The sequence below is a fragment of the Streptomyces sp. NPDC092369 genome (genome assembly GCF_044755245.1).
Classification (GTDB): Bacteria; Actinomycetota; Actinomycetes; order Streptomycetales; family Streptomycetaceae; genus Streptomyces.
Genome location: NZ_JBIVQP010000008.1, coordinates 338,399 through 352,404, shown reverse-complemented (window position 1 = coordinate 352,404; position 14,006 = coordinate 338,399). Strand labels below are relative to the sequence as shown.

The window sequence follows — 14,006 nt, the reverse complement described above, 5'->3', positions numbered from 1 at the left end:
GCCGGCCAGAGCCAGCGCAGCGATCACGCAGCCTTGGGCGCGTTGACGTCGCTCGGCAGAGCCTTCTGCGCGACCTCGACCAGCGCGGCGAACGCGCCGGCGTCGTTGACGGCCAGCTCGGCGAGGATCTTGCGGTCGACCTCGATGTTCGCCGCGTTCAGACCCTGGATGAAGCGGTTGTACGTGATGCCGTTGGCGCGGGCAGCGGCGTTGATGCGCTGGATCCACAGCCGACGGAAGTCGCCCTTGCGCTTCTTGCGGTCGTTGTAGTTGTAGACCAGCGAGTGGGTGACCTGCTCCTTGGCCTTGCGGTACAGGCGCGAACGCTGACCGCGGTAGCCGGAGGCGGCTTCGAGGATCGCCCGGCGCTTCTTGTGGGCGTTGACTGCCCGCTTGACGCGTGCCACTTTTTAACTCCTTGTAGCGGGGCCGTGGTTGGACTCACACGGCCCGGAATCGATGGGGTCCCGGTCCAGACGTACGGCGCTCAACCGGAGCGCCGCGTACGTCACTTGCCGAGAAGCTTCTTGATCTTCTTGGCGTCGCCCGGGGCCATCTCGGCGTTGCCGGTGAGGCGACGCGTCACGCGGGACGACTTGTGCTCGAGCAGGTGGCGCTTGCCGGCGCGCTCACGGAGCACCTTGCCGGAGCCGGTGATCTTGAAGCGCTTGCTGGCACCGCTGTGCGACTTGTTCTTCGGCATAGCGCCGTTGTCTCCTCGTCGGTGGCACTCCGGTGCCCGGTTGTGAAAACCGGGCACGGTGGAGCGTCGTGTGTATCGGTTACGTCCTGGGGACTCGCGTCCCCGGGATCACGCCTCGGCGGTCGCCTCGGCCGGAGCCTCGACGGATTCCTCGGCGAGCTCGTCGTCGGCGAGGTCGCTCTCCGCGGCGTTCTGCGACTTGCCGGGGTTGGCCTTCGCTTCTGCCTTGCGGGCTTCCTGCGCCTGACGGGCCTCGGCCATCGCCTCGGTCTTCTTCTTGTGCGGACCGAGAACCATGATCATGTTTCGGCCGTCCTGCTTCGGGTTCGACTCGATGAACCCGAGGTCCTGAACGTCCTCCGCGAGACGCTGCAGCAGTCGGTAGCCCAACTCGGGCCGGGACTGCTCGCGACCACGGAACATGATCGTGATCTTGACCTTGTCGCCCTGCTTGAGGAACCGGACGACGTGACCCTTCTTGGTGTCATAGTCGTGCGGGTCGATCTTCGGCCGGAGCTTCATCTCCTTGATGACCGTGTGCGCCTGGTTCTTGCGCGCCTCACGGGCCTTCATGGCCGACTCGTACTTGAACTTCCCGTAGTCCATGAGCTTGCACACGGGCGGACGGGCGTTCGCCGCGACCTCGACCAGGTCCAGGTCGTACTCCTGCGCAAGCTCCAGGGCCTTAGCAAGCGGCACGATGCCGACCTGCTCGCCACTGGGACCGACCAGTCGCACCTCGGGAACGCGAATCCGGTCGTTGATGCGGGGTTCGGCGCTGATGGATCCTCCTCGGTTAGCACCACACGGCGGTCTGGCGGACAGCCGCGTTTGTCTTGTGACAGACCTAACCGCGCCGAAGCACAAAAAATGCCCCGGACGATCACAAGGCGGGGCTCCAAGCACTACCGGAGCACCGCCGCGAGGGATCGCGGGGCGCACTCTCGGGCGACTCCATCGTCCGTACGGAACGATGGCGGCCGCCTGACCGGGGTGACCCGCCGTCCCGGAGGACAGCTGGGTGGGAGATCGGAGCCTCCACTTGAGGGCCGGGCACATAAGCGTCCGGCCGGTCGTCACACAAGGTTAGCAGCTACCAGGGGGTGGTGCGAATCGGCGTGCGCCGCGCTCTAGGGTGAGGCCTATGAGTGACTCCCCTGCCGACTTCTCCGCCGACTCCGCCGAGGGCCCGCAGTCCCCCGGCTTCGACGAGATGACCCGTGACATCGCCGAGGTCCCCGCCGTCGAGGTGATCGTGACGGTCGCCGTCAACCTGATGAGCGCCGCCGCGGTGAAGCTCGGTCTCACCGAGGAGGGCGACAAGTACAAGGACCTGGACGAGGCCCGCAAGCTGGTGCACGCGCTGGCCGGTCTGCTGGACGCGAGCGCGACCGAGATCAGCTCCTTCCACGCCGCGCCCCTGCGGGACGGCCTGAAGTCGCTCCAGCTGGCGTTCCGCGAGGCATCGCTCGTCAAGGACGAGCCGGGCCAGGGCCCGGGCGAGAAGTACACGGGCCCGATCTACGGCTAGCCCGCGCCCTCCCCTTGGAACCCCTTAACCCTCGTAAGAACCTCTTCACCCTCGTACGTACAAGGGCTCGCCCGGTGGCGTCGCCCCGGCCGGCAGCAGTGCCAGGTCGAGGCCGCGGACCAGGCGGGCCCTGAGTGTTTCCGAGGCGGCGAGCCGCTCGGCGACCGCTCGGGCGGTCTCGGCCGGGGCGGCGGCCGGGTCGAGTACGAGGGCCAGGGTGCCGTCGGCCTGTCCGGGCCCGAGGTGGGCGCGCAGCACGCCGGACTCGGCGGCGACCGCGGTGCGCACCGCCTCCCGTACGGCCGGATCGGCGAGCGGGTCGGCCGTCGTACGCCCCTCGGCGAGCGCCCGCAGCGCGGCCCCCGTCAGCTCGTACGGCACCGGTCCCGCGAGGTCCAGCACGACCGTGTCGGCCTTCTCGTGCGCGGCGGCCTGCAACGCCTGGTGCAGGGGTACGGCGACGGGGCGCGCTTCCGGGTCCCAGCGGGCCAGCGTCTCGGTGGAGGTGAAGGCGGGCAGGGCGGTGCGGGAGCCTGCCTTCAGGGTCGGCACCGCCATGTCGCTGGTCTTCTCGCGGCGCAGCCCGTTCTCGTCCTCCTCGACCTCACCGAGCACGGCGACGACAGGGACCAGCAGTCGGGCGTCCTTCAACGCCGCCAGGACGGGTCCCACGGCGTCGCGGTCCTCGGCCCAGGCCGCTAGCGCCGCGCTCAGCCGGGGGTCCGCGGAGCCGTCGTCGTCGGAGAAGCCGGGGTCGGGAATGTTCTTGTTCGCCACGGTCATCGACCCTATAGGGGGGATGCTGCTGGGCTTGTGCGGGCCCGGAAACCTGGCCGACACCGCTTTCACCGGTTTCTCAGATATCCCTGACACACCTCTAACGTGCGTCTAACGGCCCGCACAGTCACCGGGACGACCATCGCGGGCATGGAGTCCTCCAGAGCCCGCGGCCGCCGTGCCCGCCCGTCCCGGACGCGCCCCCTGCTCTACACCGCCCTCGCCGCCGTCACCATCGTCGGCGGTACGGCGGCGGGGACCGTCTACGTGAAGGCCCAGGCGCACACCGGTACGAGCCCCGTATCGTCGACGGCGCTGCCGTCGGCCACCTCCTCGGCCTCGGCGGACGGGGAGGAATCGGTGGAACCCGTGGCGGAGCCGACGGTCGATCTCGACGCCCTGCTGGCGAAGGCCATGAAGTCCGTGGCCGTCACGGGCGACGCGAAGGTGTCGGTGGCGGTGCTGGACGTGGACTCCGGCGACAGCGCCACGTACGGGGACGGCTCCTTCGACACGGCGAGCATCGTCAAGGTCGACATCCTGGCGGCGCTGCTGCTCCAGCACCAGGAGGCGGGGACGCGGCTGTCCGCGCAGGAGAAGGCGTACGCCACCACGATGATCGAGAACAGCGACAACGCCTCCGCGTCCGCGCTGTGGGACATCATCGGGAAGGCCGGCGGACTGGACAAGGCGAACAAGAAGCTGGGGCTCACCGACACCGAGGGCGGCGACGGGGCGTTGTGGGGGCTGACCCAGACCACGGCCGCCGATCAACTCACCTTGTTGCGGCAGGTGTTCGGGGACGACTCGGAGCTGAGCGAGGCGTCGCGGACGTATGTGCGGGGGCTGATGGGTGAGATAGCCGTCGATCAGCACTGGGGGGTGTCGGCCGCGGCCGACGGTTCCAAGTGGGCGTTGAAGAACGGCTGGCTGGCCCGGAGCACCACCGGTCTGTGGGACATCAACAGCATCGGGCGCGTGACGGCGACGGACGGCCACGACTATCTGGTGGCCGTGCTCTCGAAGGGCAACTCGACGCAGGCGAAGGGGATTTCGCTGGTCGAGGCGGCGGCGAAGGCGACGGTGTCGGTGTTCGCCGAGGACACCTCGACGTCGCCGGCACCCCGGGTCTAGAGGAGACTAGAAGGCCTCCCGGCCCTCGAAGTCCTCCTGCCGGGGTCGCCGCCCGCGCCATACGACAACCCCCGCGACGAGCAACAGGCCGCCGGCGCCTCCGGCCAGCGGGGCCGCCCAACTACTGGTGTTGCCATCGGACTTGGGCGCGTCCGGTCCCTTCCCGAAGTACTTCTCCCCGTACGAGGCGGCCTTGAGGCCCTCCGGTTCGAGCGCGCCGGCCGCCTTGATGGCCGCGGCCGGGTCGATCATGCCGAAGCCGCGGGAGTCGTCGCGGCCGCCGGTCGGGGCGTCGCGGGCGGTGTCCTCCAGGAGCTTCTTGACCTGGGCCGGGGTCAGTCCCGGGTGGGCCGCCTTGATGAGGGCGACGGCTCCGGAGACGAAGGCGGAGGCGGCGCTGGTCCCCCAGCCCTCGTAGTACTTGTGGTCGGGATCGGCGATGACGATGTTGACGCCCGGGGCGCTGACCGTGGCGTACCAGCGGCGGGTGGAGAACGCGGCGCGGGTGCCGTAGCGGTCGACGGCGGTCGCGGCGATGACGCCCGGGTAGGCGGCCGGGTAGGAGACGTGGTCGCCCTTCTCGCCGCCGTTGCCGGCGGAGGCGACGACGGTCACGCCCTTCTTGAGCGCGTACTGGACGGCCTCGTCCTCGGTCGGTTCGGGGTGCGCGGAGGCGGAGTCGTCACCGAGGGAGAGGTTGATGACGTCGGCGCCGTGGTCGGCGGCCCAGCGGATGCCTTCGGCGAGGGCGTTGCCGCGGGTGCTGCGGGCCTTGGCGCGGGCGGAGTCGCCGTCCTCCAGGATCACGCGGACGGGGAGGATCTTCGCCTCGGGGGCGATGCCGAGGACTCCGTCGCCGTTGCCGGGGCCGTGTCCGTGGCCGGCGATGATGCCCGCCATGGCGGTGCCGTGCCGGGCCCAGGCGCGGTCGCCCTCCTTGGCGCCGAAGCCGATCATGTCCTGGGTCGGGAGCACGTTGCCGACGAGGTCGGGGTGGTCGGTCTCGACGCCGGTGTCGAGGACGGCGACGGTGATGCCCTCGCCCTTGGTGGTCTGCCAGGCCTGTTGGGTGTGCAGGGCGTCGAGGGCCCACTGCTGGGCACGGATGCCGTCGGCGTGGGCGGCGGTGGAGGGTATGAGGGCGAGGGAGGCGGCGAGCAGCACGCTCAGCGCCCCGGCCCTGGTGCGGCGCGTCATGAGGGCTGCTCCGAGGCGGGGCTGCTCACGTCCTTGCGCAGGGCACGCTCGATCCGGTCGGCGAGGCCCTGGGCCTCGTGGCCCAGGCCGGCCTGGGCGGGGGGTGTGGTGGCGCCGGATTTCATGGCTTCCTCGGCGGGCTGCGGGGTGTCGACGGTCCGGCCGTCGGACCAGCCGGAGACGGCGTAGGCGACGACGGGGGCGTCGGTGAGGACGGACACGGTCCAGGAGGCGCGCTGCTTGCCGCCGAACCCCGCGGCGACGGTCCCCTTCTCGGCGTACGGGAGGGGCATCAGGTCGGTACGACGTCCCAGGCCCTCGCGTTGGAAGCGGGAGGCGAGGGACTTCATGCCGACTGCGTCGGCGTTGGTGAACAGCAGTCCCACGGTGGTGACGAAGCTCTGGGTGGCGTCGGTGTAGGTGGCGCGCAGCAGCCGCTGGCACCCGACGGGCGCGAGCACCTTCTTGAGCAGCGGGTCGAAGGCGTTCCGACAGCCGCTGTCCGGGGCGACGGCGATCCGGGTCCAGGTCCGGTCGGCACCGCCGGGCCCGGCGCCCTGCCCCTGCACGGTGGTCGGGAACAGTCGGTCGACGGGCACGCTGTGCCACAGCCCGGCGGCCGCGCTGAAGGTGTCCTGAGTACTCCCGTCCCCCGAGTCCCCGACCAGCCAACTCCCCGTCACCGCCCCGCCGATGAGCCCGAGCCCGAGCACCATGCACACGGCGACGGCGGCGACCCGCGGAGGTATCCGCACCCCCAACGGCCGGGCCCGCACGCGCTCGTCGTACCCCTCGGGCTCCCCGAACGACACCACAGGCCTACCGGCCCCTGGCGCGACGGGCGCACTCCAGTTCAGAGCGGGATCGGGAGCGACCCCGACGGACCCGTCCGCTCGCGGCGGATCCGTCGGCGCGGGGGGCACGGGTGGGGGCGGGGTGTCGGTGGATGCCGAACGTGGCGGGTGTGCGGCGGGAACGTCGGAGACGGGAGCGGATCCTGGGCGGGCACCGAGACCCGAAAGCGGGGCCTTGGCAGAGTCCGGCGCCGGGGCCGGAGGGGCGGCTGAGCCAGGAGTACGGGTGGGGGCGACACCCGGCCGCCCGTCCGGTCGCGGAGGCACGCCCGGCCCCGAGGCACGGGCGGAACCGGGCCGCGAAGGCACGTACGGCGCACGCGCGGGATCGACCGGCCCGGAACCGGAACGGCCACCCGAAGCCGGGGGACGGCCTGAATCGGCGGGCGCGGAACTCTGGCGGGAAGACGGGGGCGCGTACGGGGCACGCGCAGCATCGGCCGGCGCAGAGCGGGGACGGTCACCCGAAGCCGGGGGGCTGCCCGAGTCCGCGGGCGCGGAACCCTGACGGGAAGACGGGGGCGAGTACTGGACGCCTGCCTCGTCAGCCGACGCGGAGCCCGGGCGGGTGGTGCGTGCCACAGGCGCGGTCGGGCCGGAGGTACGGGTCGGATCGGCCGACGGGGAGCCCGGGCGGGTGCCCGGGACCGACGGGGCGGGACGGTCGGGAGGGCTGGGGGGTGGCGGGGGATCCAGGCGGGTGTCCGGAGCCGGTGGCGTGGTCGACGGCCTCGTGCCTGACGTGGGCTCGGCGGGGCGGCGGGGCTGGTCGGAGGTGGCCGCGTTGCGGCCGGGGGTCGATTCGTTCGACGGGTCCGGGGAGGGCGGGCGCAGGCGCCTCGTGGTCTCCTGGCCGGTTTCGGTCGGCGTGGGGTACATCAGGCGGAACGGTGGCGTGGGGCGCTGACTCGGGCGCGGCGGCGCGGCGGGGGCCGGCGGTGCGGCCGGGACCGGCGGCGCCGTCCTGCCCTGGGCGCCCGCGTTCCGGGCGGTGCTGCCCGGCGTCGACGGACCCGGCACGCTCGTATCCCTCGTGTCCCTCGCGTCCCCGGCATCGGCACCACGCGGGGAGGTATCTCTCACCTCACCGCGCGACGGTGTGCCCGTCTCGTCCCGGCGGGGTTCGCCGGCGGGTGGCGGTGGGATGTCCGGGAAGCGGGCCGAGGCCTGCGGTGGGGGCAGGGGGGCAGCGCCCGTGTCCTGCGGGGAGCGCAGGTTCGGAAAGTTCGGGTGGGTCGGTGAAGGGGCGGGCGTGGGGCGGTCCGGGGCGGACCGCGCGGTGCTGGTAGCCCGGTGGCGCGGCGAAGGCCGGGCGGAGTCGGGCTCGCCGTCAGGTGATTCGCCCCCGGTGTCGCCCGTCGCCGTCCGCGCAACCGTGTTCCTGGCACCCGGACGTTCCGCGAAGGCGTCGAAGGGCCGGCTTCCCCGCCAGGGCGACCAGACGCCGCCGGAGCCGCCCGCGCCGGCCGACGGACCCGGAGCGGACCCACGTGATCCCCGCGATCCACCGGCCTCCGTGGCCGAGGACGTCCCGTCCATCGCTCCCCACTCGTTCCCCGAAGCCCCGCCCGCGGCACTCCACGCGCTCCCCGCCCCCGGCATCGAAGCTCTGTCGGACGACCTGGACCCAGACTCGGGCCCGGCTCCCGCAGGCGCCGTGCCGTTCACGTTCTCCGGAGACGGCGTGGTGCCGTCCTCATGAGGCGGTGGGGGCTCTCCCGGCGTGCCGGGGGGCGTGCGGTGCGGAGGGGTGGAGGCGTGCCGCGCTTCCGTGCTCATGCACCCCCCGTTTCCTCGCGCCCGGGCCGACTACTCTTACGCACCCCGTCGCCGTCGTGCTCAACGCCCGGTCAAGGCGTCGGCAAGTCCGTCCCGGACACGCATACCCGCACGGAAGGACCGACATCCCGGCGCGGTGGTGACCCGGCGCGTTCCGCCATGCGTGCGCGTCACTCTACGGGTTGACCCGCGCGGAGCGGGAACCAGTCGCCGCCCCCGGGGCATCTGCCCGGAACGTCCCCCTACCCTGCGGTAAACCTGTCTGGCAGGCTTCGTTCATGACTGCGCGCTCCGCCGACAGGGCCCGTTACGACCGGGCCACCGCCCATCTCGACGCCCCTCTCGCCCTCGTGGACCTGGACGCCTTCGACGCCAACGCGGACGACCTGATCCGCCGCGCGGGCGGCAAGCCGATCCGTGTCGCCAGCAAGTCCGTACGCTGCCGGACCCTGCTGGAACGCGCCCTGGCGAAGGACGGCTTCGCGGGCATCATGTCCTTCACCCTGGCCGAATCCCTGTGGCTGGCGCGCTCCGGATTCGACGACGTCCTGCTCGCCTACCCCTCCGCCGACCGCGCCGGCTTCGCCGAACTGGCCGCCGACCCCAAGCTCGCCGCCGCCGTGACCGTCATGATCGACGACCCGGCCCAGCTCCGCCTGATCGACGAGGCACGCGGCGGCGGACGCGAAGTCATCCGCGTCTGCCTGGAGTTGGACACCTCGCTGAAGCTGCTCGGCGGCCGGGTGCGGGTCGGCGCCCGCCGCTCACCGCTGCACTCCCCCGCCCAAGTCGCCGACGTGGCACGGGCGGTGACGCGGCGCCCGGGGTTCAAGGTCGTCGGGATCATGGCGTACGAAGGTCATATCGCGGGCGTCGGGGACGCCGTCGCGGGCCGGCCGATGCGTTCGCGGGCCGTCCGGCTGATGCAGGCCACCGCCCGCCGGGAGCTGGCCGAGCGGCGTGCCGAGGTGGTGCGCGCGGTCCGGGCCGTCGTGCCCGACCTGGAGTTCGTCAACGGCGGTGGCACGGGCAGTGTGCAGTCCACCGCCGCCGAGGACGCGGTGACCGAGATCGCGGCCGGCTCGGGGCTGTACGTCCCGCGGCTGTTCGACAACTACACGTCCTTCACCGGCCGTCCGGCCGCCCTGTTCGCCATGCCCGTCGTCCGCAGGCCCGGCGTCGGTGTCGTGACGGTGCTCGGCGGCGGCTACCCGGCCTCCGGCGCGGCCGGCGCCGACCGGCTCCCGGTGCCGTACCTGCCGGAGGGGCTGCGCTACGACCCCCAGGAGGGGCCCGGCGAGGTCCAGACGCCGCTGCTCGGGCCGCCCGCCGACGATCTGCTGCTCGGCGACAAGGTGTGGTTCCGGCACGCCAAGGCCGGCGAGCTGTGCGAGCGGTTCGACGTGCTGCATCTCGTCGAGGGGGACGCGGTGACGGCGACCGTCCCGACGTATCGCGGCGAGGGCCACACGTTCCTGTAGGGCAACTCCCGTTCGGTACGGGTCAGTTCGTCGGGCCGATACTGCTGCCCACGCCGCCGCCCGTGCCCGCGTCGTCGACGGACCGGATGCCCCGCGTGATCCGGTCCATGTCGGCGAGCGGCGGCCCGTCCGGGCCCGCGTCGAAGACGAAGCGGACGAGGACCGGTGACTCGGTGCCGACGCTCGCGGGGAAGGCGAGGGACTCGACATATCCGCCGGGCCCCTTGGCGGTCTGCACGCGCCAGCGCACGAGGTAACCGGCGCGTCCGGCCACCGCGACCTGGCCCGATTTCACCAACTGGTTTGATTTCAGGCCGCCGTACGGGCGCCGGCCGAGTTCGTCGCGGTCGTAGGCGTCGTCGGCCGCCTTCGAAATGTCCTGCTCGGCGAGGGTCTTGGGGGACGTCTCCGCGTTGGCGGTCACCGTGCGGGAGATGACCAGGCCGTGCCGGCACAGGCCCGTGTCGCCAGGGCAGTCGTAGGTGCCGGGTGTGGTCATGACGACGTCGTCCTCGCTGACGTACTGCGGCGCGACCCAGCCGTCGGGCAACGGGAGGGTGATGCCGTTGAGTTGGTCCTCCACGACGGACGGGTCGGCGGCGGACGGGGACGGCAACGGTGTCGGGCTGTCGCTCGTCGGTGTCGATGCGACCGTGGTCGGCGCGGTCTGGGCCTGCGCGCCGCCCGAGTCGTCGTCCTGGCCCAGGAAGAACGCGCCCGTGACGATCGCCGCGACGAGCACGGCCCCGGCCGTGGTGATCGCGACGACCTTCGCCCGGCCGTTACCCGTGCCGGGCTCCGGCACGGGGGCCTCGGGCGCGTGCCAGTGCTCGGTCCAGCCCGTGCCGTCCCACCAGCGTTGCAGGTGGGGGGCCGACGGGTCGGGGTACCAGCCGGGCGGGGGCGACATGCTCATTCCGCCACCCTAGGACGGGTGGCGGAGGGCGTACACGGCGGCCGGACGTTCCTACAGGGGTGTGACGTACGCGCCCGAGATGCCGCCGTCCACCAGGAAGTCGGTGGCGTTGACGAAGGACGAGTCGTCGCTGGCCAGGAAGGCGACGGCCGCGGCGATCTCGTCGGCCTCGGCGAACCGGCCGACCGGGATGTGGACGAGTCGGCGGGCGGCCCGCTCGGGGTCCTTGGCGAACAGCTCCTGGAGGAGCGGGGTGTTCACCGGCCCCGGGCACAGCGCGTTCACGCGGATGCCCTCCCGCGCGAACTGCACGCCCAGTTCACGGGACATGGCCAGGACGCCGCCCTTGGAGGCGGTGTAGGAGATCTGCGAGGTCGCCGCGCCCATCCGCGCCACGAAGGACGCCGTGTTGATGATGGAACCCCTGCCCTGCTGCCGCATGTACGGGATCGCGGCCTTGCAACACAGGTACACGGAGGTGAGGTTGACCTCCTGGACGCGCTTCCAGGCCTCAAGCCCTGTCTCCAGGATGGAGTCGTCGTCGGGCGGCGAGATACCGGCGTTGTTGAAGGCGATGTCGACGCTGCCGTAGGTGTCGAAGGCCGCCTTGAAGAGGGCCTCGACCTGCTCCGGGTCGGTCACGTCGACCTTCACGAAGAGGCCGCCGACCGCGTCGGCGGCCGCCTTGCCGCCGACCTCGTCGACGTCTCCGCAGACGACGTTCGCACCCTCGGAGGCGAGCCTGCGGGCGGTGGCGAGGCCGATGCCGCTGCCGGCTCCGGTGATGACGGCGGTACGGCCGACGAGTCGACGGCAGACAGTCTGTTCGGTCACTGTGCGGGGCCCTCCGTGCTGATGAAGACGTTCTTGGTCTCGGTGAAGGCGGTCAGGGCGTCCGGGCCCAGCTCGCGGCCGATGCCGGACTGCTTGTAGCCGCCGAAGGGGGTCCAGTAGCGGACGCTGGAATGGGAGTTGACGGACAGGTTGCCGGCCCGGACGGACTGCGAGACACGCAGCGCGCGGCCGAGGTCGCGGGTCCAGATGGAGCCGGCGAGGCCGTAGGGGGTGTCGTTGGCGAGGCGGATCGCGTCGGCCTCGTCGGTGAAGGGCAGCAGGACGGCGACCGGGCCGAAGATCTCCTCGCGGGCCGCCTCGGAGTCGGGCCGCTCCCCGGTGAGGACGGTCGGCGCGAACCAGAAGCCGGGCCCGTCGGGAGCGCTGCCGCGCAGGCCCTGGGCGTCGTCGGGCACGAACGACCGTACGCGGTCCAGCTGTTGACGCGAGATCAGCGGTCCCATCTGGGTCTTCTCGTCGGCCGGGTCCCCCACCACCACACTCGCCAGCGCGTCGGCGAGCAGTTCGTGGACCTCGTCGTACACCGACTCCTGGACCAGGATGCGGGTGCGGGCGCAGCAGTCCTGACCGGAGTTGTCCAGGAAGGAGAACGGGTCGACGGCCGTCCGCAGATCGGCGTCGGCGAAGACGATGTTGGGGCTCTTGCCGCCGAGTTCGAGGGTGACCGGCTTGACCAGGCGGGCGCAGCGCTCCATGACCTCGCGGCCGGTGCGGGTGGAGCCGGTGAACACGATCTTCGCCACGCCGGGGTGGTCGATTAGAGCCCGTCCGGCGGTGTGGCCGTGACCGGGCAGGACCTGGAACAGGCCCTCGGGCAGCCCGGCCTCCAGGGCGAGTTCGGCCAGCCGCAGGGCGGTGAGCGGGGTCGTCTCGGCGGGCTTGAGGACGACGGCGTTGCCGGCGGCGAGCGCGGGTGCGGTGCCCCAGGCGGCGATCGGCAGGGGGAAGTTCCAGGGGGCGATGACCCCCACCACACCCAGCGGTTCGAGGATGGTGACGTCGAGGCCGCCGGGCACCGGGATCTGACGCCCGGTCAGCCGCTCCACTCCCCCGGCCGCGTAGGCGAGCAGATCACGGACGTTGCCGGCCTCCCAGCGGGCGTTGCCGAGCAGGTGGCCGGCCTCGCGCACCTCCAACCGGGCCAGTTCCTCGACGTGTTGGTCGACCACGTCGGCGAACCTGCGCAACTGGCGGGCCCGGTCGGCGGGCGGGAGCGCGGCCCACTTCGCCTGGGCCGCGGCGGCACGGACGACGGCCGCGTCCACGTCGGCCACGGTGGCGGCGGGGACGGTCGCGACGACCTCTTCCGTCGCCGGGTTGAGGACCGTCAGCTCAGGCTCGTAGGACAACTCGGGACCTCTCACAGACGTTCGAAGGAGCGGCGCAGCTCCCAGTCGGTGACCGCGGCGTCGAAGGCGTCCAGCTCGACGCGGGCCATGTTGCGGTAGTGGGCGACGACTTCGTCGCCGAAGGCGGCGCGGGCGATCGGGCTGTTCTCCCAGAGTTCGGCCGCCTCGCGGAGGTTGGTGGGGACGTGCGCGTAGTCGGCGCTGTAGGCGTTGCCCGCGCAGGGTTCGGGCAGCTCCAGCTTCTGCTCGATGCCGTGCAGCCCGGCCGCGACGAGCCCCGCCACCGCGAGGTAGGGGTTGACGTCCCCGCCGGGCAGCCGGTTCTCGAACCGCATGGAGCGGCCATGGCCGACGACCCGCAGGGCGCAGGTGCGGTTGTCGTATCCCCAGGCGACCGCGGTCGGCGCGAACGAACCCGGCTGGAACCGCTTGTAGGAGTTGATGTTGGGCGCGTAGAGCAGCGAGAAGTCCCGCAGCGCGGCGAGTTGACCGGCGAGGAAGTACCGCATGACCTCGGACATCCCGTCGGACCCGGATCCGGCCATGGCGTTGTTGCCGGCCGCGTCCGCGAGCGAGAGGTGGATGTGGCAGGAGTTGCCCTCGCGCTCGTTGTACTTGGCCATGAAGGTGATCGACACGCCCTCCTGGGAGGCGATCTCCTTGGTGCCGGTCTTGTAGATCGCGTGCTGGTCGCAGGTGACCACGGCGTCGTCGTAGCGGAAGGCGATCTCGTGCTGGCCGGGGTTGCACTCACCTTTGGCGGACTCGACGGTCAGCCCGGCGGCGGCCATCTCATTGCGGATCCGGCGCAGCAGGGGCTCGATCCGCCCGGTCCCCAGCACCGAGTAGTCGATGTTGTACTGATTGGCGGGTGTGAGCCCCCGGTAGTTGGCGTCCCAGGCCTGCTCGTAGGTGTCCTTGAAGACGATGAACTCCAGCTCCGTGCCGACCTGGGCGGTGAAGCCGTGCTCGGCGAGGCGCTCCAGCTGGCGGCGGAGGATCTGGCGCGGGGCGGCGACCACCGGGGAGCCGTCGTTCCAGGCGAGGTCGGCGATGAGCATGGCCGTGCCGGCGTTCCAGGGCACCCGGCGCAGGGTGGACAGGTCGGGGTGCATGGCGAAGTCGCCGTAACCCCGGTCCCAGGAGGACATGGCATATCCGTCGACGGTGTTCATCTCGGTGTCGACGGCGAGGAGGTAGTTGCAGCCCTCGGTGCCGTGGTGGAGGACCTCGTCGAGGAAGAAGCGGGCGGCGAACCGCTTGCCCTGGAGCCGGCCCTGCATGTCGGGGAAGGCCAGGACGACGGTGTCGATCTCACCGCTCGCGACGAGGGCGTGCAGCTCCTCGACGCCGAGCGGGGGTGTGCGGTCTGCCACGGAAAGCTCCTTCGGCTTCTTCGCGCTTCTTCGGCCGGGCCGGAAGCCATAAGG

Annotated in this window: 12 protein-coding genes and 1 pseudogene; 3 read left to right on the top strand and 10 right to left on the bottom strand. The window is 71.9% G+C overall.

Annotation, left to right across the window (positions count from 1 at the left end; translation table 11 throughout):
- Positions 1–23: 23 nt before the first annotated feature.
- From rplT to infC, 3 genes and pseudogenes are all read right to left on the bottom strand, one after another.
- Complete coding sequence (rplT, locus tag ACIQI8_RS39540) at positions 24–407, bottom strand: 50S ribosomal protein L20 (RefSeq protein ID WP_019066261.1); 384 nt, start codon at positions 405–407, stop codon at positions 24–26.
- A 101-nt stretch (positions 408–508) separates the two neighbouring features.
- Positions 509–703, bottom strand: coding sequence for a 50S ribosomal protein L35 (gene rpmI, locus ACIQI8_RS39535; protein ID WP_019065473.1), 195 nt, complete (start codon positions 701–703; stop codon positions 509–511).
- A 108-nt stretch (positions 704–811) separates the two neighbouring features.
- Positions 812–1,511 (bottom strand): annotated as a pseudogene (gene infC, locus ACIQI8_RS39530) (translation initiation factor IF-3).
- A gap of 336 nt (positions 1,512–1,847) precedes the next feature.
- Here infC and ACIQI8_RS39525 point away from each other — a divergent pair.
- Positions 1,848–2,234 carry a DUF1844 domain-containing protein gene (locus ACIQI8_RS39525; RefSeq protein WP_124002740.1) on the top strand — a complete coding sequence of 129 codons (387 nt, stop codon included), beginning with the start codon at positions 1,848–1,850 and terminating at the stop codon, positions 2,232–2,234.
- A gap of 45 nt (positions 2,235–2,279) precedes the next feature.
- On the opposite strand, the gene ACIQI8_RS39520 is transcribed toward ACIQI8_RS39525, so the two are convergent.
- A complete protein-coding gene (locus ACIQI8_RS39520; protein ID WP_402362152.1) occupies positions 2,280–3,011 on the bottom strand; it encodes an SseB family protein in 732 nt (243 codons plus the stop codon).
- 150 nt (positions 3,012–3,161) lie between these two features.
- On the opposite strand from ACIQI8_RS39520, the gene ACIQI8_RS39515 reads away from it, so the two are divergent.
- Positions 3,162–4,145: a serine hydrolase gene (locus ACIQI8_RS39515; RefSeq protein ID WP_402362150.1), complete on the top strand. Its 984-nt coding sequence runs from the start codon at positions 3,162–3,164 to the stop codon at positions 4,143–4,145.
- A gap of 6 nt (positions 4,146–4,151) precedes the next feature.
- On the opposite strand, the gene mycP is transcribed toward ACIQI8_RS39515, so the two are convergent.
- Both mycP and ACIQI8_RS39505 read right to left on the bottom strand, forming a co-directional pair.
- Positions 4,152–5,342 (bottom strand): type VII secretion-associated serine protease mycosin, encoded by a 1,191-nt coding sequence (mycP, locus tag ACIQI8_RS39510; RefSeq protein WP_402362147.1) that lies wholly within the window; start codon positions 5,340–5,342, stop codon positions 4,152–4,154.
- Positions 5,339–6,154: a hypothetical protein gene (locus tag ACIQI8_RS39505; RefSeq protein WP_402362789.1), complete on the bottom strand. Its 816-nt coding sequence runs from the start codon at positions 6,152–6,154 to the stop codon at positions 5,339–5,341. Before ACIQI8_RS39505 ends, mycP begins: the two co-directional genes overlap by 4 nt.
- A 2,099-nt stretch (positions 6,155–8,253) precedes the next feature.
- Here ACIQI8_RS39505 and ACIQI8_RS39500 point away from each other — a divergent pair.
- Positions 8,254–9,456, top strand: coding sequence for an amino acid deaminase/aldolase (locus ACIQI8_RS39500; RefSeq protein ID WP_402362144.1), 1,203 nt, complete (start codon positions 8,254–8,256; stop codon positions 9,454–9,456).
- A 22-nt stretch (positions 9,457–9,478) separates the two neighbouring features.
- On the opposite strand, the gene ACIQI8_RS39495 is transcribed toward ACIQI8_RS39500, so the two are convergent.
- The 4 genes from ACIQI8_RS39495 to ACIQI8_RS39480 are packed head-to-tail and all read right to left on the bottom strand — an operon-like array spanning position 9,479 to position 13,952.
- Positions 9,479–10,366, bottom strand: coding sequence for a DUF2510 domain-containing protein (locus ACIQI8_RS39495; RefSeq protein ID WP_402362786.1), 888 nt, complete (start codon positions 10,364–10,366; stop codon positions 9,479–9,481).
- Between the two features lie 57 nt (positions 10,367–10,423).
- Positions 10,424–11,206: a 3-oxoacyl-ACP reductase gene (locus ACIQI8_RS39490; RefSeq protein ID WP_402362141.1), complete on the bottom strand. Its 783-nt coding sequence runs from the start codon at positions 11,204–11,206 to the stop codon at positions 10,424–10,426.
- Positions 11,203–12,576, bottom strand: a complete 1,374-nt coding sequence (locus tag ACIQI8_RS39485; protein ID WP_402362138.1) for an aldehyde dehydrogenase family protein — start codon at positions 12,574–12,576, stop codon at positions 11,203–11,205. The genes ACIQI8_RS39490 and ACIQI8_RS39485 overlap by 4 nt, the downstream gene beginning before the upstream one ends.
- An 11-nt stretch (positions 12,577–12,587) precedes the next feature.
- Positions 12,588–13,952 carry a glutamine synthetase family protein gene (locus ACIQI8_RS39480; RefSeq protein WP_402362135.1) on the bottom strand — a complete coding sequence of 455 codons (1,365 nt, stop codon included), beginning with the start codon at positions 13,950–13,952 and terminating at the stop codon, positions 12,588–12,590.
- Positions 13,953–14,006 lie beyond the last annotated feature (54 nt).